The sequence below is a fragment of the Streptomyces sp. NPDC046859 genome (assembly GCF_040645135.1).
Taxonomy (GTDB): Bacteria; Actinomycetota; Actinomycetes; order Streptomycetales; family Streptomycetaceae; genus Streptomyces.
In genome coordinates, this window is record NZ_JBEYXR010000041.1 from 16,880 (window position 1) to 36,321 (window position 19,442).

The window sequence follows — 19,442 nt, forward strand, 5'->3', positions numbered from 1 at the left end:
ATCGACTCAGATGCAGCTGTTCAACCGGATGTGGCTGGTTGGTGGTTGCCGGTGGGGAAGGAACTCCGTGTCGTTGGGGGAGGGACGGGCTGTGGTAGCACGTTCCCAGTACGACAGGAGGAGCCAGCAGAGGCCGCAGGCACCGAAGGTCGCGTCCCAGGCCGGTGGGGGAGGGGCTGATGACGGAGGCGTCTGCGCTGGACTGCCTGGACTGCCCCGGCAGATTACGGGCATCCGCTGAGCGGGAACCAAGATACCGCGCGGGTATCGGACCGAGTCGACGCTGAGGAAAGGGAAGGCAGTTGCCTATCCGGATCGCTTGTGGCTCAGCGCTCGTCGCCATTGTGCTGTCCTTCGCGGTCGTTCCGGCGTCCGCCGTCGGCGACGGAGCGCGAGCCAACCGCTCCTGTGGCGATATGCGGCTGACGGGCTCACTGCCCGCGCCCCCCGCGGGCATGGCCGTACAGCAGGAGGTCTCGATCGGCGCCGACTGCAGGCCACGACCTGGTGACGCGCGGCTGATACCGCTCGGCCGGGCCGAGGGAACCGCCGCAAGGGCTGGGATCAAACACACCGAGAGCGGCCAGCACGAGCTCTCCAGTTGGAACGAAATGTACGACTGCTGCAACATCCGTATGACCGGCCTGTACTTGACGTCGCGCTGGACCACCGACGGCGGTGTCGTGAGCGCGGCCACCGACGCCACCCAGCAGTGGAACCGGGAGCCGTGGGACGCGGGCTGGTCGCGGAAGTCGGCCACCGAAAGCGTCGACTGCGCCACTGGCTGTTCCGTCTACCGCAGCGAGGCACACGCGGACTTCACGTACCGGGGCATCTTCGACGCGACCGGGACCTGGTACGCCAACACCCACCACTCGTACGTCGACATCAAGGCCGTAGGCACCGTCTCCTGCCACTTCGAGGTGGATCTGCGGCACACCTTCGTGGGCTGGAACTGGCGGCGCGGCTGCGCCTGACGGTCCCCCCGGGGCCGCCGGAACGCTGCGCACCGACCAACGATCTGTCCACCGCGCTGTCACCCGTCGACGTGCCCACGCCGTCGCGGTAGCCAGTGAGCGGGCGATCATTACTTCGCTTGGCAGCGGACCACCGTCACGGCATCCGTTACGTCAACCACCCCGGCGCGCTCACCGCCGCCGACTTCAAGCCTGCCCAGCTCCAGAGGGCCGCCCGGCCCGGCCTGCCCCTCCCGCCGATCCTGATCACCGGTGACGTCGAGGACGCCCAAAAGTTCGCCGCCGAGTACGGGCCCGTGATCTACAAGCCGTTCCGCGGCCTGCCGCCGGCGAAGACGGGAACACCGGCGCCACCTGGGCCCAGCGCGTCGTCCCCGACACCTTCGACGAGTCCTTGGCGGTGACCGCCCACCTGTTCCGGGCGCGGATCCCAAGACCGGCGACGTGCGCGTCACCGTGGTCGGCTGTCGCGTCTTCGCCCAGCGCATCGCGGCGCCGCAGGGTGCCCTCGACCGGCGCTGCGGCGACTGGGACGAGGCCCTGGTCCACGCCCCCATCGTCGTGCCGGCGCCCGTCGAGGCGGCGCTGCACCACTACCTGGAGGCGTTCGGTCTTCTCCCGATGTACGCCAGCGCTCCACTTCGGCCGTTTCTCTGCAGGCGCGTAGACACGGACCGCTCTGAATGGAACGCTCCCTACAGACGCGCGGACCTTCGTTCTCCCGCTCCGCCGGTTCTTCTTCCGCTCCTCGGTCGCCGTCGCCGCTCCCAGCGCAACCACGCACCGCTGTCCGCACGAGCCGCGCACCCCCACCAGGACCCAGTTCCCGCAGCCACCGATTCCTCGTACGCCCAGATTCCTCGCCAGGAGGAGTTCACCGCATGAGAGTCCGAGTCACCCCTGCGACACTCGCCGCCACCGTCCTCGCCATCACGGCGCCACTCGCCGCCACCGCCACCGCTACCGCGGCCCCGGCCGCCGACCCCGCGGAGTTCGTCGTGGACACCACCTCCGACGCGGTGGACGCCGACCCGTCGGACGGCCGGTGCCGCACCGCGTCGGGCGCGTGCAGCCTGCGTGCCGCCGTCATGGCCGCCAACGCCCGGCCGGGCAGTACGATCACACTGCCCCCCGGCCATTACCGGCTCACGATCCCGCCCGACCCCCGGCTGATCATCGGCGACCATCCCGACCCGACCACGGGGGACCTGAACGTCGACGCACCCACCACGATCCGGGGCGCCGGCGCGCGGAGCACCGTCATCGACGCCGACCACCTGGACCGGGTCTTCCGCCTGCGGGCGGACACCCGCATGTCCGATGTGACGATCACCGGGGGAAGGGCCAAGCAGCGCGAACTGCCTTTCACCGACACCGGTGGCGGCGGCATCGCCAACGCAGGACAGCTGACGCTGCGCCGGGTCGCCGTGACCGGTAACTCCGCCGGCTACGGCGGCGGCGTCTTCAACGTCCCGGACTCCCACCTGGATCTCGTCGACAGCACGGTCAGCCGGAACGCCGCCGGAGAGGCCGGCGGCATCAGATTCGACGACAGCGGCACCGTGACGAACTCGACGATCGCCGACAACCGCGTGACGAACCCCGGCGACCGCCCCGGCAGCCTCGGCGGCTACGGCGGAGGCATCGACATCCGCGGCCTAGGAGCCGTGCAGATCCTCAACTCGACCATCACGAGGAACAGTTCCAGCGACGGCGGAGGCGGAATCAACATTGCGCCGGCCTACCTGGACAGCCTGCCCGCGCCCATCCCCGACATCGTCGATCTGCCACTGGGGCGCATGACCCTGCGCAACTCCGTCGTCGCGGGCAACACCGTCGACGGCGCCGCCGCCGACTGCGAGAAGGCCTTCGCCACCATCACGTCGCTGGGCCACAACATCGACGGCGACGGCAGCTGCCGGCTCTCGGCCGCGGGCGATCTGCCCAGTCGTGACCCGCTGGTCGGACCGCTGGCGAACCATGGCGGCCCCACGGACACCGTGGCGCTGCTGCCGGGCAGTCCCGCCCTGGACGCGGCCGAGGGCTGCCCGGCCACCGATCAGCGCGGCGTCACTCGCCCGCAGGGCGCCACCTGTGACATCGGCGCATACGAGCACACGCCATGACCCCCCAACCCCGACACCTGGAGCGAAGGATGAGAGCCCCGAGCCTGCGCCCCGCTTTGGCCCGCGCCACAGCCGCCGTCGCGGCCCTGCTCCTGTTACTGACCGTTCCTGCGTCCACTGCCCGCGCCGCTTCCGCCCCCGACTCCCTGGTCGTGCGTACCGACCGCGGCTGGGTGCGGGGCGCGGCCGTCCACGACGGCGGGCGGGTCTTCCAGGGGATCCCGTTCGCCGCCCCGCCGACCGGTGAGCTGCGCTGGCGTCCGCCGCGCCCCGCGCCGCGATGGTCAGGCGTACGCAACGCCACCGCACCGGCCCACCCCTGCCCCCAGTCACCGCTGACGCTGCTCCCCGACGGCGGCCCCGTCCTGCCCGGCGAGTCCAACCGCACGGGCAGCACCGTGGAGGACTGCCTGTACCTCAACGTCCGGACACCCGCCCGCACCGGCAACCGCCCCCTTCCGGTCCTGGTGTGGCTGCACGGCGGAGGCAACGTCCACGGCGCGGGCAGCGACTACGACGGCACCGCCCTGGCCGCGCGGGGTGTGGTCGTGGTGACCGTCAACTACCGCCTCGGGGCACTGGGGTTCCTGGCCCACCCCGCCCTGTCGGCCGAGAGCCCGGACCACGCCTCGGGTGACTACGGCCTGATGGACCAACAGGCCGCCCTGCGCTGGGTGCGGCGCAACATCGGTGCCTTCGGTGGCGACCGGCACCGGGTGACGCTCGGTGGCCAGTCCGCCGGATCGGCGGACACCTGCCTCCACATCGCCTCGCCGACCGCGAAAGGCCTGTTCCACCGGGCGATCCAGCAGAGCGGAGCCTGCGCCGCGGACGGCGGTCTGACACCCCTCCCGCTCGACGCGGCCGAGCGAAAGGGAAGCGGCTTCGCGGCCTCGGTCGGCTGCACCGACCCGACGACCGCGGCAGGCTGCCTGCGTGCCCTGCCCACCACTGAGCTCGTCCGCGCTACCGGGACAGGGGCCGCCTCCCTGTGGGCCCCCAACACCGGCCCCGGTGTCCTGCCCCGCCCTCCGCACACGGCGTGGGCCGAGGGACGAGTGAACGCGGTCCCGACGCTGAGCGGCAGCACTCATGACGAATACCGCTACTTCACCGCGCTGTACGTCGATCTGCTCGGCGGCGGCCCTCTGACCCCCGACTCGTACGCCGACCTCGTCCGGCTCCAGCACGGCAACCGCGCGGCCGCGGTCCTGGACACCTACCCGGTCCGGGCCTATCCGTCCGCCAACCTGGCCTACTCCGCCATCGGCACCGATCAGCGGTTCGCCTGCCCGGCACGGGCCGATAACCGGCTGTACGGCAGCCGGGCGCCCGTCTACGCCTACGAGTTCCACGACGCCCAGGCACCGCCGTTCATCCCGGCACCGCACACGCCGCAGGGTGCCTTCCACGCCTCCGAACTCGCCTATCTGTTCCCCATGGACTCGGTGGCGCCCCTGACGCCCGCCCAGCGACGGCTGTCCGCCACGATGACCGCCTACTGGGCCCACTTCGCGGCCACCGGCGACCCCAACGCGCCCGGGACTGAGCCCTGGCCGCGCTACACGGCCGACGGGGACCACATCCAGGTGCTGGCCCCGGACCGGGTAGGACCCACCACCGGGTTCGCCGCCGACCACCACTGCGCGTTCTGGCAGCCCGCTTCCGCTCCCGGAGGAGCCGTGCGATGACATCGACACTCGCCCTGATCCGGGACGGGCGCCGGACGCTGCGGCAGGGCCCGGACGCCCTGGCACACCGGCAGCGCGAACGGCTGGCCGCGATGATCGACTTCGCCCGCACCCACTCCCCGTACTACCGCGAGCTGTACTGGACGCTACCCGAACGCGTCGAGGACTCCGCCCTGCTGCCGGTCACGCGCAAGCAGAACCTGATGGCGCGTTTCGACGACTGGGTCACCGATCCCGAGGTGACCATCGAACGCGTACGGGCCTTCGTCGCGGATCCCCGGCGCGCCGGCGAGCGCTTCCTGGGCCGATACCTGGTCACCACCACCTCCGGAACGACCGGCCACCGGGGCCTGTTCCTGCTCGACGACCGCGCGGCGGCGGTGGTCAGGGCCCTGTCGCTGCGGGCCGCCCGGCGTACCCTCACGCCCGTGGTGACGGCCCGGCTGCTCGCCCGCCGCATGCGGGCGGCGCACATCGTGGCCACCGGCGGCCATCTGGCCGCGTACACCGTCATCGTCCGCTCCCGCGCGGCCGGTCGGCTGCCCGCCCGGGGCAGCCGGGTGCTGTCGGTGCACAGCCCGCTGCCCGAGCTGGTGGACCAACTGAACCAGTACCGCCCGGTGTTCCTGGCCGGCTACGCCACTGTGATCGCGCTGCTCGCCGGCGAGCAGCTGGCCGGTCGGCTGCGCATCGCCCCGGCCGCGGTGTCACTGCTGGCCGAGGGCGTCAGTGACCACGACCACCGCAGGATTCGCTCTGCCTTCGGGTCGCACCTGGTCGACACCTACGGCTGCAACGAGAGCCTCGCCCTGGCCTACGGCTGCCCGTCGGGATGGCTCCACGTCCACAGCGACTGGCTGATCCTGGAGCCCGTCGGCCCCGACCTCCGCCCCACCCCTCCGGGACAGGAGTCCTTCACCGTGCTCCTGACCAGCTTGTGCCGATGGGCACAGCCGATCCTGCGCTACGACCTCGGCGACAGCGTTCTGCTGCGTCCTGACCCGTGCCCGTGCGGAGACCCGCTCCCCGCGATCAGAGTACGCGGCCGCGCGGCCGACCTGCTGACGTTCCCACGCCGGGACGGCGGCACCGTGCACATCGTGCCGATGGCCTTCGAGACCATCCTGGAAAGCATCCCGGGCATCGACCTGTTCCAAATCGTCCAGACGGCGCCCACTTGCATCCGCGTGCGGATCCTGTCCGCCGCCGCAGCAGATCGGGAGCGGCTGTGGACGGCGGTGCGAAAGGAGATGGTCGCCCTGCTCACCGCTCACGGCGCGGGCCAGGTGAGCGTCGAACGCGCCCACGAGCCACCCGAGCAGTCTGCGGGCGGCAAGTACCGGGTCGTCATTCCCTGGCCTTGACATCCTCCCCTCCCTGAGGGGAGGGGATTGCTGGCTCAGGCTGCCTCCGGGAGCGGCGCTCCCGGAGGTCTTGCGCCCTTGGCACCAGCCGGGTTGAGACCAGCCCGGGCGAGCATCACGCGGGCGGAGTTCTTGTCCCTGGGGGATACGACTCCGCACGCGGTGCAGGTGTAGGTACGTTTGCTCTTTCCTTGCCCTGCTCCGCAGGGGTCCGATTCCTCCCCGGCCTGAAGGCCGGGGCATCCTCGGAGGTATCACGTGACGCCCGGCGACGGGGCGTCCTCGCCAGGGACGCCCCGCATCGGAACGCCGTGGCGGGCCGCCAGCGCCAGCAACGCCACGCGCAGTGGTCCGGTCTCCAGGACGGTATCCGGCTCGAACCAACGGGCCACGGCGGTTCCGCTCGCCATCCTCAGGGTGAAGCGCGCCAACTCGTCCGCTGCCTCGGGGCGGTCACGCAGCGCGAAGACGGAACTCACCGAATCCCGGGCCCAGGTCAGCAGCGCGTTGCGGTAGTGACGCACCTCGGCCACGGCCGCGGCACTGGCGTCCTGCCGCACCATGCCCAGCCCCAACAACAGCTTCACACCACGCGGTTGGCGCTGGAAGGCGTCCCCGACCTCCATGAGAAAGGTGTCCAGACGCTGCGCGACGTCGGCGCCCGGCACCTCGGCCGGGGGCAGAGCCGCCAGTAGCGCGGTCCTGGCGCGCTCCAGCACGGTGACGTAGATCCCCTCCTTGCTGCCGAAGTGCCAGTAGATCGAGCTGACCGGCAGACCGCACGCGGCGGAGATCATCGAGATGGACGTGGCAGCGTAGCCGTGGCGCGACATCAGGTCGGTGGCGGTGTCGAGTATCGCGTCACGGGACCGCGCGCCGCGGTCCTGGGCCGGTGCCTCCGTCATACGGCGACTCTAGAGGAAGCACAGGCACTACCGGTCAATCCGGCGTGCGTTGCTGGAAGCCGGGCTTGGAGGTGTCCACCGGGCGTGGTTGCACGACGTCGGCGTCGAGTTGTGATCGTGCCGCAGACGCGGGGTCCGGCACGCGCATTGTTCTCAAAGTTCTCGGTGGGTGCCGGGGCCGCCGGCGTGCGGGGGCGGCGGGGACGCGGCGACTCCGGGTCCTTCCCGAACAGCGGTTGCCGGCTGGACCGCGATGGAAGTCGACGGTGGTGTCGCCCGGGCCACCGAGCTGTCGCGGTGGCCCGGCGGCCGTGCCCTGTACGACCCCAGCGTCGGCGAGCCGCGCACACCGGGCCCGGGGATCGCCTGCCGCTTCCACTATTCCGGCGACACACTCTGACCACAGGCGCGGCACCCCAGTTGACGAGGCGGAACTGCGGTGCGTGAGGGGTGGAACTGGGGGAACCAGTCATGGCGCTCGGCGCCCGCGCATATGCCCCGCACCGCGCGGAAATAACTCCCGATTTGTGGGCTTGTCGGCCTGAGGTAGGGGCATCTGGTGGCCAGGAGGTTGATAACGATGGTTCCCCTGCTTCTGGTTCTTCTGCTGGCCCTGATCCTCTTCGGTGCGGGTTTCGCGCTGAAGGCGCTGTGGTGGATCGCGGTGATAGTGCTCGTCGTGTGGCTGCTGGGCTTCGTCGTCCGTACGGCGGACAGTGGCGGCCGCAAGGGCCGCTGGTACCGCTGGTAGCCGATGCGCCACGTGAGAGGTGAGAGGGGCCCGGCCGGATACGGCAGGGCCCCTCTCACGTGACAAGCCCTTCCTGTGCGAACGGTTGGGAGGAATCGGGTGTATCGGGCGCAATGCAAGGTACGTGAGTGACGCACCGGCCCCGCAGGCCCGGCAGTGGAACCCTGCTCCTCCTGTCTGAGCACAACCCGCCGGGGGAGAAGGTCCTCGTCTCCGCCAGTGTCCTCGCCGACCGGGTCGAAGTGCGGATCGTCGACCGCGGCCCCGGGGTACCGGACGAGGCCAAGGAACGCATCTTCGAGCCGTTCCAGCGCTACGGCGACTCACCCCGCGGCGTGCGTGTCGGCCTCGGCCTCGCGGTCGCACGCGGCTTCACCGGTGCCATCCGCGGCACCGTGCACGCCGAGGACACGCCCGGCGGCGGCCTCACCATGGTGCTCAGCGTCCCGATGGCCCCCGAGCGGTTGGAACAGCCTGCGCTTCCGGCCACGGCCGGGCCCTGAGAGTTTCGGGCCCCGGTCAGCGACGACGCGCAGGACCCGCCACAGGAACGGCGTTCCTCAGACCGCGCTCCATGGTCCTCCTCTTGGAGAGCCGCTGGCCGCCCTCGGTCTTCCGGCCACTGGCACCTTCGCCCTTCAGGAAGCACAGGCCCGCGGTCGCGACCTGGTCGTGGTGCATGCCCGGAGCCGGCAGGAAGCACGGCAGGGCTCACCTCGCCTCCGCAGCACGCCGGCAGTCGATGCGCTCCTGAGCGCGGCAGTCCCGGACCGGGCGGCTCTCGAAAGCGGCGTCGCCGTGCACAGAGGAGTCGTCGACGGCCCTGCGCGGCAGGCCCTGCTCCGAGCCTCGGACCACGCCGACCTTCTCGTCCTGGGGGTCCGCCACAGGCGTGGCACGGGCCGCCACGAACTCGGAGCCACCCACCGCGCCGCACTACGCCACTCGCCCTGCTCCGTCGCTTTCGTGGGCGGCCAGTGGCCATCCCCATGTGGGTCGTGAGTGGCGTGATCGGGCGACACCGGTAACGCTCGTTTGACGCTCCGAGCACCCCGGCGGCCCTCTCTTGGAACCGTAGACCAACTCTGACCTGCTCCTTTCGCCGCTGTGTCCGGGGTGATGTGTTTCCGATGACGTTGCACGTGGAGTGCGTGGCGATTCTGAAGCCTGCCGTGAAGGGTGCTTGACCTGCGGATTTGTGTCGCAGGCGGGTCGACCGACCTGTTCCTCTCCATGCAGCGGGTCGCATGGATGGATCGATCCTTGAAGGTTGCCTGATCTGCGACTTCTCGAGGCAGACGGTCGCTTCGGCGGCGCTTTCAGGGGTTCCTTCGAGGAATCTTGACGCTCAGCTGACGCTCGCTTCGGGGCTCTGGGCGTTACTGGGGCCATCGCGGGGTGATCTCGGTATCGCGCACCACACCGGGCAGCTCGGTTCTCGGAGTTCGAAAGTCAGTAACCGGGCGGGGGCCACCCGCACGGCGCCGAGGCACACGACACGGTCGTCCTGGTCGTCGCCGAGCTCGCCGCGAACGCCGTCTTCCGCGGCCGCGTCCCGGGCGGTGCTTGGCTCCGCGCTTTCACGAGGTGGGCTGTCAAAGAGGTGAAGAGAAACGCGGAGAGTGCCCTTGACCTGCAAGAAGCCGAAGGCCGACCCGTGCTGGTCATGGTCCGCGGCGGAAGGCGGAAGGCGGAAGGCGGCAGCGTTGGCGTTGGCGTTGGGCGACGCCCTCACCAGCGCGCTGCATGTGGTCGGCAGAGCGTAGGGGTGTGCCATTCCTGGCTCACACGAGTGCACAGGCGCTGAGACTGGCCGGGCGCCCTCGAGGGTGAAGTGATTGTCGGAGTTCCAGGCACGGTGATGCGCCGCCGCCAGGGGGCGGCTGGTGTCGCCCGCTGCCCACCGCGACGCCGTCGCAGCCCTGACCCGTCTGGTGCGCGCCCTGATCGCAGCGCCTGGCATCGCCGCGGCCGGAAGCCGCAAGGACGGCGTTCCGGCCAGCAGGGCGGCGATTGACCGTCCGGTGTCGTCGATCGGAATTCTGGTTGCCATGTCTGCCGACGTCAGACGGTGTCATTGCGCATCGTGCCGCCCGCACGACCGGCGCGCCCTGGCCAAAAGGCCTTCCCACCCTCAAGCGTGGCCAACGCGAGTACCCCGTCCCGAGCGGAACATGACCGACCGCTCGAATCTCGTGAACTGTGAGGCAGATGTGGCGAAAGCACCGGGGCCGAGGTAGGCCCCTGATGGCTTGGGACCCCCGTTGTGACGGGGGAAACCGCGCGTCTAGCTTTGTGCACTGCGTCGGCGCCCTGCTCGATGGTGTGGCACGCCGGCTCAGGTATCAGGCGGGACAACCCCCGCTCATCGACGGCACGTTCATCGACGAAGGGATATGACGATGGCTTACGAGCGTCCGACTCTCACCAAGGTCGGCGACTTCCAGATGGTCACGGGCCTGGCCGGGAGGGGCAGCCCCGACCTGCTGGGCGGCCACAGCCTGCTCTGACCTTCTCCGGCCGGCCCCGCTGATTGGCATGTGCACGTAACTCACGGGGTTGGTCAAGCGCGTGGGCGGCGCCGCCGGTGCCGCCCACCTGCTTGACCGCACACCGCCGACCGTCCCCGACCGGAAGGACTCGCCCATGGTGACCGGCCCGTCGTCCACCGCCGGGGCCTGCTGGTTCCTGGTCTTCCCGGACACCGATGCCGTCGCGGCCCTCGCCGCGCGAGCCCGGTCGTGCGCAACCCGGGAGATCCCGCATGCCTCGGGACGGCCCTGGCTGATCGGCCGCTGGCCGGACCACGCCCTGACGACAGTGGCGTGCGGGCCTGCCCGGCTGGCAGTGCTCGGACAGCACGCGGTGACCGAGAAGGAAGCGGCACACGCGGCCTGCGCCGGATCGCTCGAGGCCGCCGACGCGTACGCGAGCAAATGGGCCGGCAGCCACCACCTGATCGCCGGTCTCGACGGCAGGACGCTGGTCCGCGGCACCGTCACCGGCGTCCGCAGCGTCTTCGTCGCCCAAGCGCCTGGCACCCACGGCGCCCACCTCGTCTCCGACCGTGCCGACGTCCTGGCCGACCTGGCGGGCGCGGACCTAGACGAGGCGCGCCTGGCCGTGCACCTGCTCAGTCCCGGAATCCTGCACCCGCTGACCACCCAGACGGTCTGGCGCGGCGTCGACGTCGTCCCCGGTGACCGGCGCGTCCTGCTCGACCGCGACGGCCGGCTCCGCACGAGCTGCTGCTGGAGCCCGCCCCCGGCCGAACTGCCGCTCGCCGAAGGCGCCCGGCTGGTCCGGGAGCGCCTGGTCGACGCGGTCGCCGCACGGATCACGGGCCGCGAAGTCATCAGCGCCGATCTGGGCGGCGTCGACTCCACCGCGGTGATCGCCACCGCCGCCCGCGCGGGCGCGAAGACCGTCGCCTACACCGCCGCCGTCCACGACGTCCTCGGCGACGACGTCTCCTATGCACGCCGCACGGTGGAGGCGCTGGACGCGGTGGAACACCATGTGGTGCCCGCGACCGCCGTACCCCTGACCTTCGACCGCGTCGACGCGCTCGACGACGACCTCGACACCCCGTCGATGTACGCGGTCAACCGCCATCGGCGGATGCACATCATCGAGCGGGCCGCGGAGCGCGGCTCCCCTCTGCACCTGAGCGGAATGGGCGGCGACGAACTGTTCACCGGTGCCTCGGCACACGTCCACGGACTGCTGCCGCGCCATCCCCGTACGGCCTGGCGGCTCGCCCGCGGCTTCACCTCCCTGCATCGCTGGTCCCGTCGCACAGCCATCGCCCAGCTCCTGGACCGCCGCCCGTACGGCTCCTGGCTGGCCCGGGTCGCGCACGACCTCACCCTCCCCCAACCCCCCATGTCCGTCCCCCTGTTCACCTGGGGCACCCCGCCGCGACTGCCCCCGTGGGCCACCAGGCCGGCCGTCGAGGCCGTGCGCGCGCTCATTCAAGAGCGGGCCAAGGACACCGAACCGCTCGACCCGGGCCACGGTGGACACCGGGAGCTGGCCACCCTGCGCACCCTGGCCCGCTTCGGCCGGCACGTCCAGCAGATGTCCGAGCCGCTCGGCGTGACCTTCGCCGCGCCCTACTACGACGACCTGCTCGTCGAGGCCGCCCTAGCCGTCCGCCCGCAGGAGCGGGTGACGCCATGGCGGTACAAGCCACTGATCGAGGAGGCCATGCGGGGCGTCGTCCCTGAGTCCGTCCGGCACCGGACCACCAAGGTGCACGCCGCCCTGGAGGAGGAGACCGGACTGCGCCGCCACCGCTCCGCACTGCTTGCCCTCTGGGAGGACTCCCGGCTGCGCGAGCTGGGCCTCGTCGACGAGGCTGCCCTTCGTGACTGGTGCGTCCGGCCGCTCGCCGCCGACTTGGAGAGCGCGCTGCTGCATCCGACCGTCGGCTGCGAGGTGTGGCTGCGCGCACGCGAACGAAGCCGCGGCCCGCTGCGGCCGACGCAAACCGACACAGGAGGTATCACAGCATGACGATGACCCTGCGCCCCGGAGTGGTGACGGCCGACACCGAGTACGGCATGGCGCTGCTCGACCAGAACAGCGGCGAGTACTTCACCCTCAATCCCACCGCCGCGCTGATCGTGCGGACCCTGCTGGACGGCACGAGCAGGCAGCAGGCGGTGACGACGCTCACCGACCAGTACGACGTGACCGCCGACCAGGTCGAGGAGGACATCACCCGCATCGTCCAGGAACTGCGCGCCGCAAGGCTCCTGGCCGCCTGACCCGGAGTACCGCAGTCCTTCCCCCTCCGGGCCCCGCCCCCGCCCGTCCACGTTCCCTCCCGTCCCGTCACGGAGGCATGGCCACAGTGTCCACTTCGCAAGTCGTCCCGCACGACCCCCGGTCGGTGCCCCTCGGCCCGCGGCTCGTGACCCGGCTGGCCGTCGGCTGCGCCTACCTGCTCGCCCGGCAGCCCCCCGCCCGCATCCGCAAGGTCCTGCTGCGGCTGCGCCCTGGAGCCCGGCCCGCGACCCTCGCCGAGGCCGCCCGGGCGCGGGAGATCGTCCTCGCCGTCAGCCTGGCCGCCGGCGGCCAGCGGGGTTGCCTGCCGCGTTCCCTGGCCACCGTGTTGCTGTGCCGGTTGCGCGGTCAGTGGCCGACCTGGTGTGTCGGCGTCCGCACCCAACCGCCGTTCGCCGCGCACGCCTGGGTGGAGGCGGACGGCGTCCTGGTCGGCGAAGGCGCGCCTGCCGACTACTTCCAGCGGTTCATCACGGTGGACTGAACGACAGCGCGTCGGCATTACCTGTGGTGATCTTCATGCGTCCCACGCTTCATACCGGCTCGCCGTGACCACGCTGCTCGTCCTGCTCGCCGGGTGTGGTGGGGCCGGAGTAAGCACCCAAGGACCCGGGCAGGCAATCGACGGCTCGGCGAGCAGCCCAAGGACGTGGCCGACGGTCTAGGCGTCGGCCGACTGGCTTTGCGGCATGGTCGTAGGTCACGGTCCAGTCGGGGCAGGCGGCCGCCACGTCACGCAGGGCCACCACTTCGGTGCTGGTCGGCATTCTGATCGCGTCTTTCGTGGCGCCGGGAATCGAGCCGCCGATCGGGCGGATGGTGGCCCGGGGGATGCGCCGGGGCCTGGCCGCCTTTGTGATGTGTCTCGCCGTGGTCCTCGGGGTGGCGGGGTTTTTCCTGCTGTTCGGCTCGTTCCTGGCGTGCCATATCAGCGGCATCGTCGAGCACTTCCCGCGGTACTTCGACTCCGTCATCGGCTGGATCAACCGGACGTTCCGCACGGATTTGTCGCGGGCCGGCATCCAGGGCCGGCTGTTGCGCCCCGACTGGCTGCGGGCTTACGTACAGAAGAGCGCGGGCGGCGTGTTTGATTTTTCGGCTTCTGTGCTGAGCGGTCTGTTCCGGCTGCTGACGATCTTCTTGTTCGCTTTCTACTTCGCCGTGGACGGCCCCCGGCTGCGCCGCGCGCTGTGCTCGCTGCTGCCTCCGGCCAAGCAGACCAACGTGCTACGGGCGTGGGAGATCGCGGTCGACAAAATGAGCGGATACCTCTACTCCCGGGGGCTGATGGCCCTGATCTCCGCGGTCGCCCACTTCATCATGCTGGCACTGCTGGATGTGCCGTACGCCCTGGCGCTCGCCGTGTGGGTGGGCGTGGTGTCGCAGTTCATACCAGTCATCGGCACCATCTGGCCGCGGCCGTGCCCGTCCTGGCTGCGTTCGCCGTCGACCCCTGGTATGCCGTGTGGGTGCTGGTCTTCGTCGTGGTCTATCAGCAGTTCGACAACTACCTGGTCCAGCCGAAACTCACGTCCAGGACCGTGGACATCCATCCGGCGGTGGCCTTCGGCTCCGTGATCGCGGGCACCGCGCTGCTCGGTGTGGTCGGCACGCTGATCGCCATTCCGGTGGTGGCCACGTTGCAAACGTTTTTTCGGTGCGTATGTGAAGCGGTACGAAGTGGCAGATGATCTGGAGATACAGGACGGCCGGCGTTACCCGCCCGGGGACGGTCCGTCGCTGCGGGCGCGGCTGCGTGGACTGCTGCGCCGCCGCAGTCGGTCCTGACCGGACTTGCGAAGACCTCCGCCAGGTGAATCAGAGCCGGTTGGGTGACGATGGAGGTGTACGGCCCGACCGTGCTTTTCCAGGAGGAGGCAGCGGCATGACTTATCCCTCCGATTCCTCGGGCACTGGCCCTCCGCGCGGCACCGAGTCACAAGACGCCCCCTTGACCGAAGGCCTGGGCGCCTTGGCGAACATGGGCTGGCAGATCCTGCTCACCACGGGCCTGGCCACGATCGCCCTGGGCGTCGTCGTCTTCGCCTGGCCGGACGAGACGCTGCGGGTCGTCGGTGTACTCTTCGGCATCTACCTGCTGGCTACCGGCGTCTTCCAGCTGGCCGCAGCCTTCGGCACGCACGTCCCCCGGCATCTTCGAGTGTTGCACTTCCTCACGGGTGCGCTCTCCGTCCTGCTGGGACTGATCTGTTTCCGAGGCACCCTGCAGTCGATCTTTCTGCTCGCCCTGTGGATCGGCTTCAGCTGGCTGCTGCGCGGCATCATGGTGACGGCTGCGGCGGCCTCCGCCGAGGACACGCCGGCACGCGGCTGGCAGCTGTTCTACGGGATCATCAGCACCCTGGCGGGCATCGTGCTGATCGTCTCGCCGTTCACCTCGATCGCCGCACTCACCCTGGCGGTGGCCATCATGGCCGTGGTCCTGGGGGTGGTCGAGGTGTTCCAGGCCATCAGGATGCGCGTCGAAGTCGGCCGCCTCGCTCCGGGCGGCACTGCCACCGAGCGGCGGCCCCTGTTCCACCGCCCGCACCCCCAGCACTGATCACGACGGAGACCCCGAGCCCCCGCTTGGGCGGCTCCCCTGGACCGGGGCGTGTGCGGCGCGCAGCGTCTGCCCGGCTGCCCCAGCGCACGGATGCGCCGTCAACCCGCGGGGACGCCGCCACACCGTTGTTTTCTACGTCGACCGGGCGGCCGAAGGCTGGCCTGAGCAGCGAGAGGGGGTGCGGTGATGGCTGATGCCCGGACTCGTGCCCGGGTGGTGATCGTGACGAATCCACGCTCGGGCGGCGGCAAGACCGCTCGTTACGGCCTGGTACAGCGGGCCGAGGACATCGGAGCCCAGGTCTGGACGACCAGTGCGGAAGGGGACGCGGCGTCGCTCGCGAGGACGGCCGTCGAGGAGGGTGTGCAGGTGCTGGGGGTCGCGGGCGGCGACGGCACCGTGTCGGCGGTCGCCGCGGTGGCCGCCGACACGGACCGGTCGCTGGTCGTGGTCCCGGCGGGCACCCGCAACCACTTCGCCCGGGATCTGGGCCTCAATCTGCGCGATCCGGGGCGGGCGCTGGAGGCTCTGGTCGACGGTGAGCCCGCGCGGGTGGACCTGGGGGTACTCGGCCCGCGTGTCTTCGTCAACAACGTCTCCTTCGGCATGTACGCCGACGCCCTGCTGGAGCCCGGGTACCGGGAGGACAAGCCGCGCGCGTTCACCGCGGTGGCACCCGACTACGTCAAGGGCAAGCAGTGGGTCGAGGCCCGCGTCGACACACCATGGGGGACCGTTGAGTTCCCGCAGGTGGTGCTGATCTCCAACAACCCTTACCACCTGGCCACGCCGCGCTGGCTGGGCCGTCGCTTCTCGCTCGCCACGGGACAGCTGGGCGCCATCGTCCTGAAGCGCCCGACTCAGGCGCCCCCGGACCTCCTGCGGCACCTGCGCGGCGAGCTGCGACAGCACAAGCGCGGTGCCGGCCCGGTGGGGGAAGGGGTTGTCGTCTGGTCGGCTCCCGGCATCACGCTGCACGGTGACGTCCGGCACCTGGACGCGGGCATCGACGGCGAAGCGGTGCGGCTTCCTCTCCCCGTAGTGTGCGGAATTCGGCCGGGTGCCCTGCGTGTGCTGCTGCCGAAGAACCGGCCAGGGATCCCGCCCGAGCGCGCGGTGCGCGATTGAACGGAAGCTTTCGGCCGGTATCCGTGAGGCTCAGTCTCACCCGTGCGGTACGAACCCGGGCGAGGTGCGGACGAGCCCGGACACTGCTGCCCGTAGATTGAAAGGGCAGGCCGCGCTCGGATCGTGTTACGAGCTCAGAGGATCAAGCATTGCCTTCGGGTCGCCCATCCAGATTTCCGGCGGGAGAACGTGGACAGGGATCAGACGGGCCATCGCGCTCAAGGCGTAGTAGGTGCGGCCACGTCCGCCTCGGCACGCTCGTTCGTTAGTCGCCTCACGCCGGCTTCGCAGCCATCCAGCGGCTTCCAGACGGCGCAGCTGCTTGTAGAGGTTGTTGATCGGGATCGCAGTAGCGGTGTGAAGTCCTGTCGCGTAAACCTCTTGGTCGGCGTGGGTCAGTAGGTGCCGTGCAAGGGGCGGCACGGGCAGAGGGACGCTGATTCGGTCCGGGAACTCGCCGCGGCCGGTCAGATCGGTCAGCGTGCGCGCCTCGGCGCCGAAGCTGTTTGTGCGGCGCCTCGGGTCTCCTGGTCCGGCATACGGACGATGTTGCGGCCGAGCGCGTTGTGCATGGGTTTTCGGATGTGTGTCTCATCCAATTGCCGAAGTAACGCTGTGCCCCGGGGGCTGGGGCGTTGTGGGTCACGTCCTGTTGCTCGGCGGAACAGTTCCGCGCCGATGGCGCGCTCCAACCGGCTGAACTGCATACTCAGCACGCCGCCCTCCACGTTGAGATAGTCGGCGGTGCCCGACAGGGTGGTGAAGGCCACGTGGATCTGGAAGCGGTGCAGGCGCAGCCATCCGTGCATTGTGCCTTCCACCGCTGCCCGGATGTCGCGGGGCACCGAGTCGTCGAGCTTCGCAAGCATGTCTCGTCTGCTGTGGGCGCCGACGGGGCGGATGGTGATACCGAGCTCGGCGAGACGACGCTGGACGGGTCCGTCACATGTTCCGGCTGCGCGGCCGATGTCCCGAACGCTGCGTAGCTGGACCACATATTGATCACGCTAGAGCAGGAATAGCCCGGTTCCTGGCCCTGGCGGCCAACAAGGATCGGAAAGCACACATCCCGTCCTGGCAGCACTGATCAGCCCGCCGACTCCTGGCCCTTTCCTCCGTAGGTGCAGCGGCGTCTGCCGCCGAGTCGAGTTCAGAGCGGAGAGGGCGGACTCAGCCCGCCCTCACGCCGACTTCCAAACTCCCTTGGCCCCCAGTCGGAGCATCAGCGGTTGGCCAGGGTGCGGTTGAGGAGGGGCAGCAGACGGTCCCAGTGAAGCTGCAGTGCGGCGGGGCTGAAGGCATCGGTGTCGGACATGGTGAAGCCGTGGACGGTGCCGGGGTAGATCTCGGAGGTGTAGCGGACCCCCGCAACGTCCAGAGCCTGGTTGAGCTCTCCGAGGGCCTCCGGCGTCAAGTCGCTCTCAGCATGGCCGAAGTGGACCTCGGCGGTGAGCTTGGCGAGGCTCTCGGGCCCGTCGGCGCCAACGGGGCCGTGGAATGCGGCGAGGGCGGCCACCTGGCCGGGGTGGGCCGCGGCGGTGCGCGTTGCCAGGAGGCCACCTATGCAATAGCCGGTCACCGCGACCGGTCCGGCGCCGACCTCGGGCTGGGCCGTGAGGAACCTGAGGTAGGAGTCGGCGTCGCTCAGGACGCGTGCGACGGTGTGCGCCTCGATCAAGGGCATCAGCTGGGCGAAGACCGCGGGCCGGGCCTCTTCTCCGATGTGCTCGGGAAGTTCGATCACCGGTGCCGGGCCATGCCGGTAAAAGGGGTTGGGGACAAGCACGTAGTACCCGTGCCCTGCCAGGTCCTGGGCCATCTCTCGCAGCACGGGCCGGACGCCGAAGCCGTCCGCGTACATCAGCACGCCTGGGTGCTGCTCGCCATGGTCCGGGAAGGCAGCGAACGCGTCGGCTTGGCCGTCCGCGGTGGAAATGTGCAGCGTCTTGGTGGGCATAAATTCTCCTGTCGTGGTTGATGCGTTGAGCCTGTGATCAACACGACGGAGGCGGAGCCCGCGCAACAGCGCAAGATCCTCGATCGGACAGGGGGCCCTCACTGGCCCGTACGGCGCTCAGAAGAGCACCGGGTCACCAATCCGTGTGTGGCGCAATGCCGTCCCGGTAGTCATCGCCGCGCAGTATAGCCCACCGGACGAAACCCGCTGTCAGCACCTTACTGCCTGTTCTCTCTCCGCTCGTGCGGTCGGGCAGGTTGGAACGGGGTGCTGGTTCGGGTGAGTTGTCCGCGTCGGGTGCATGAAGGAACGCGGATGTCGAGTCCAGCGAGAAGCAAGAGGCCCTGTTGTCGAAGTGTCGCGTGGTCGTGGTCGCTCCGGGCGGGCGATGCTGGATGCCCTGGTCGCCGGGGAGCGTAATCCCAGAACGCTGGCGGGCCTCGCCAAAGGGAATCTGGTGAAGAAGAGGCGGCACTGGCCGAAGCACTCACCGGACGGTTCGACGACCACCACGCCCACCTGCTGAACGTGCTGCTGTCAACCGTCGACCATCTCACCGCGCAGATCCAGGAACTCGACCGGCTGATCGTGGATCTCATGGGCCGGACCACGGCCCCGCGCGACGACCGCGGAAGCAGTCCGCCCGGCCGCGCTGACGTGACCGCTCAGCACCTGGCCGAGCGTCTGGATGCCATCCCCGGCGTCGGGCAGGCCACTGCCCAGATCGTCCTCGCCGAGATCGGCCTGGACATGAGCCGCTTTCCCACCCCCGAGCACCTGGTCTCGTGGGCGAAGCTGTGTCCGCGGACCATCCAGTCCGGAGCAAAGAACACTGCCGGTCCGGCCGCCAGGGGCAATCGCTGACTCAAGGGCGCACTGGGTGAAGCCGCCAGCGCCGCTGCCCGCACCGATACCTTCCTTGGTGCCCGTTACCGACGGATCGTCAAACGCCGCGGCCACAGCAAGGCACTGGTCGCCGTTGCCCGTTCGCTTCTTGTCATCACCTGGCACCTGCTCAACGAGCCCGACGCCGCCTACCAAGAACTCGGTGCCGAATGGCACCACCGTCACCTCAATCCCGCCCGCAAGACCAGAGATCTTGTCCGTCAGCTCCAGGCCCTCGGAGAGCGCACCGAGTTCGCGGCCCGGTTCCCGGCAGGCCCCCGCGCGCAGATGGCGTTCCTCC

General features: G+C 70.1%; 18 protein-coding genes and 4 pseudogenes. 18 read left to right on the plus strand and 4 right to left on the minus strand.

Annotated elements, in window-relative coordinates; translation table 11 throughout:
* Positions 1-455: 455 nt before the first annotated feature.
* From ABZ899_RS34680 to ABZ899_RS34700, 5 genes are all read left to right on the plus strand, one after another.
* Positions 456-977, plus strand: a complete 522-nt coding sequence (locus ABZ899_RS34680; protein WP_361354372.1) for a hypothetical protein — start codon at positions 456-458, stop codon at positions 975-977.
* Positions 978-1,096: 119 nt separating this feature from the next.
* The gene (locus ABZ899_RS34685) at positions 1,097-1,381 is read left to right on the plus strand and encodes a hypothetical protein (protein WP_361354375.1); all 285 of its coding nucleotides are present in this window, start codon (positions 1,097-1,099) and stop codon (positions 1,379-1,381) included.
* A gap of 477 nt (positions 1,382-1,858) precedes the next feature.
* Positions 1,859-3,103, plus strand: coding sequence for a choice-of-anchor Q domain-containing protein (locus tag ABZ899_RS34690; RefSeq protein ID WP_361354378.1), 1,245 nt, complete (start codon positions 1,859-1,861; stop codon positions 3,101-3,103).
* A gap of 29 nt (positions 3,104-3,132) precedes the next feature.
* The gene (locus ABZ899_RS34695; protein ID WP_361354382.1) at positions 3,133-4,794 is read left to right on the plus strand and encodes a carboxylesterase family protein; all 1,662 of its coding nucleotides are present in this window, start codon (positions 3,133-3,135) and stop codon (positions 4,792-4,794) included.
* Positions 4,791-6,158, plus strand: coding sequence for a phenylacetate--CoA ligase family protein (locus ABZ899_RS34700; protein ID WP_361354384.1), 1,368 nt, complete (start codon positions 4,791-4,793; stop codon positions 6,156-6,158). Before ABZ899_RS34695 ends, ABZ899_RS34700 begins: the two co-directional genes overlap by 4 nt.
* Positions 6,159-6,193: 35 nt before the next feature.
* Here ABZ899_RS34700 and ABZ899_RS34705 read toward each other — a convergent pair.
* Positions 6,194-6,343: pseudogene (locus tag ABZ899_RS34705) on the minus strand (RNA-guided endonuclease TnpB family protein); the annotation flags it as partial.
* A gap of 69 nt (positions 6,344-6,412) precedes the next feature.
* Positions 6,413-7,063, minus strand: a complete 651-nt coding sequence (locus ABZ899_RS34710; protein WP_361354387.1) for a TetR/AcrR family transcriptional regulator — start codon at positions 7,061-7,063, stop codon at positions 6,413-6,415.
* Positions 7,064-7,316: 253 nt separating this feature from the next.
* On the opposite strand from ABZ899_RS34710, the gene ABZ899_RS34715 reads away from it, so the two are divergent.
* From ABZ899_RS34715 to ABZ899_RS34770, 12 genes and pseudogenes are all read left to right on the plus strand, one after another.
* Complete coding sequence (locus tag ABZ899_RS34715; protein WP_361354390.1) at positions 7,317-7,463, plus strand: hypothetical protein; 147 nt, start codon at positions 7,317-7,319, stop codon at positions 7,461-7,463.
* A 180-nt stretch (positions 7,464-7,643) separates the two neighbouring features.
* On the plus strand, positions 7,644-7,814 hold the full coding sequence (locus tag ABZ899_RS34720) for a hypothetical protein (protein ID WP_011113206.1): 171 nt from the start codon (positions 7,644-7,646) through the stop codon (positions 7,812-7,814).
* Positions 7,815-7,993: 179 nt separating this feature from the next.
* Positions 7,994-8,317: pseudogene (locus ABZ899_RS34725) on the plus strand (sensor histidine kinase); the annotation flags it as partial.
* Positions 8,318-8,489: 172 nt separating this feature from the next.
* Positions 8,490-8,816, plus strand: coding sequence for a universal stress protein (locus ABZ899_RS34730; protein WP_361354447.1), 327 nt, complete (start codon positions 8,490-8,492; stop codon positions 8,814-8,816).
* Positions 8,817-9,282: 466 nt separating this feature from the next.
* Positions 9,283-9,375: pseudogene (locus ABZ899_RS34735) on the plus strand (ATP-binding protein); the annotation flags it as partial.
* 841 nt (positions 9,376-10,216) lie between these two features.
* Positions 10,217-10,324: a keywimysin-related RiPP gene (locus tag ABZ899_RS34740; RefSeq protein WP_361354394.1), complete on the plus strand. Its 108-nt coding sequence runs from the start codon at positions 10,217-10,219 to the stop codon at positions 10,322-10,324.
* 136 nt (positions 10,325-10,460) lie between these two features.
* Positions 10,461-12,332: an asparagine synthase-related protein gene (locus ABZ899_RS34745; protein WP_361354397.1), complete on the plus strand. Its 1,872-nt coding sequence runs from the start codon at positions 10,461-10,463 to the stop codon at positions 12,330-12,332.
* A complete protein-coding gene (locus ABZ899_RS34750) occupies positions 12,329-12,586 on the plus strand; it encodes a lasso peptide biosynthesis PqqD family chaperone (RefSeq protein ID WP_361354400.1) in 258 nt (85 codons plus the stop codon). Before ABZ899_RS34745 ends, ABZ899_RS34750 begins: the two co-directional genes overlap by 4 nt.
* Before the next feature lie 86 nt (positions 12,587-12,672).
* Positions 12,673-13,089 carry a lasso peptide biosynthesis B2 protein gene (locus ABZ899_RS34755; protein ID WP_361354403.1) on the plus strand — a complete coding sequence of 139 codons (417 nt, stop codon included), beginning with the start codon at positions 12,673-12,675 and terminating at the stop codon, positions 13,087-13,089.
* A 269-nt stretch (positions 13,090-13,358) separates the two neighbouring features.
* Positions 13,359-14,393, plus strand: a pseudogene (locus ABZ899_RS34760) (AI-2E family transporter); the annotation flags it as partial.
* A gap of 97 nt (positions 14,394-14,490) precedes the next feature.
* Complete coding sequence (locus ABZ899_RS34765; protein ID WP_361354406.1) at positions 14,491-15,168, plus strand: HdeD family acid-resistance protein; 678 nt, start codon at positions 14,491-14,493, stop codon at positions 15,166-15,168.
* 225 nt (positions 15,169-15,393) lie between these two features.
* Complete coding sequence (locus ABZ899_RS34770; protein WP_361354409.1) at positions 15,394-16,299, plus strand: diacylglycerol kinase family protein; 906 nt, start codon at positions 15,394-15,396, stop codon at positions 16,297-16,299.
* A 476-nt stretch (positions 16,300-16,775) separates the two neighbouring features.
* Here the strand turns inward: ABZ899_RS34770 and ABZ899_RS34775 are convergent, their stop codons facing one another.
* Both ABZ899_RS34775 and ABZ899_RS34780 read right to left on the minus strand, forming a co-directional pair.
* On the minus strand, positions 16,776-17,168 hold the full coding sequence (locus ABZ899_RS34775; RefSeq protein WP_361354412.1) for a hypothetical protein: 393 nt from the start codon (positions 17,166-17,168) through the stop codon (positions 16,776-16,778).
* 353 nt (positions 17,169-17,521) lie between these two features.
* Positions 17,522-18,256 carry a dienelactone hydrolase family protein gene (locus ABZ899_RS34780; protein ID WP_361354415.1) on the minus strand — a complete coding sequence of 245 codons (735 nt, stop codon included), beginning with the start codon at positions 18,254-18,256 and terminating at the stop codon, positions 17,522-17,524.
* 597 nt (positions 18,257-18,853) lie between these two features.
* Here ABZ899_RS34780 and ABZ899_RS34785 point away from each other — a divergent pair.
* Entirely contained in the window at positions 18,854-19,120 is a 267-nt protein-coding gene (locus ABZ899_RS34785) for an IS110 family transposase (RefSeq protein ID WP_361354450.1), read from the plus strand.
* Positions 19,121-19,442 lie beyond the last annotated feature (322 nt).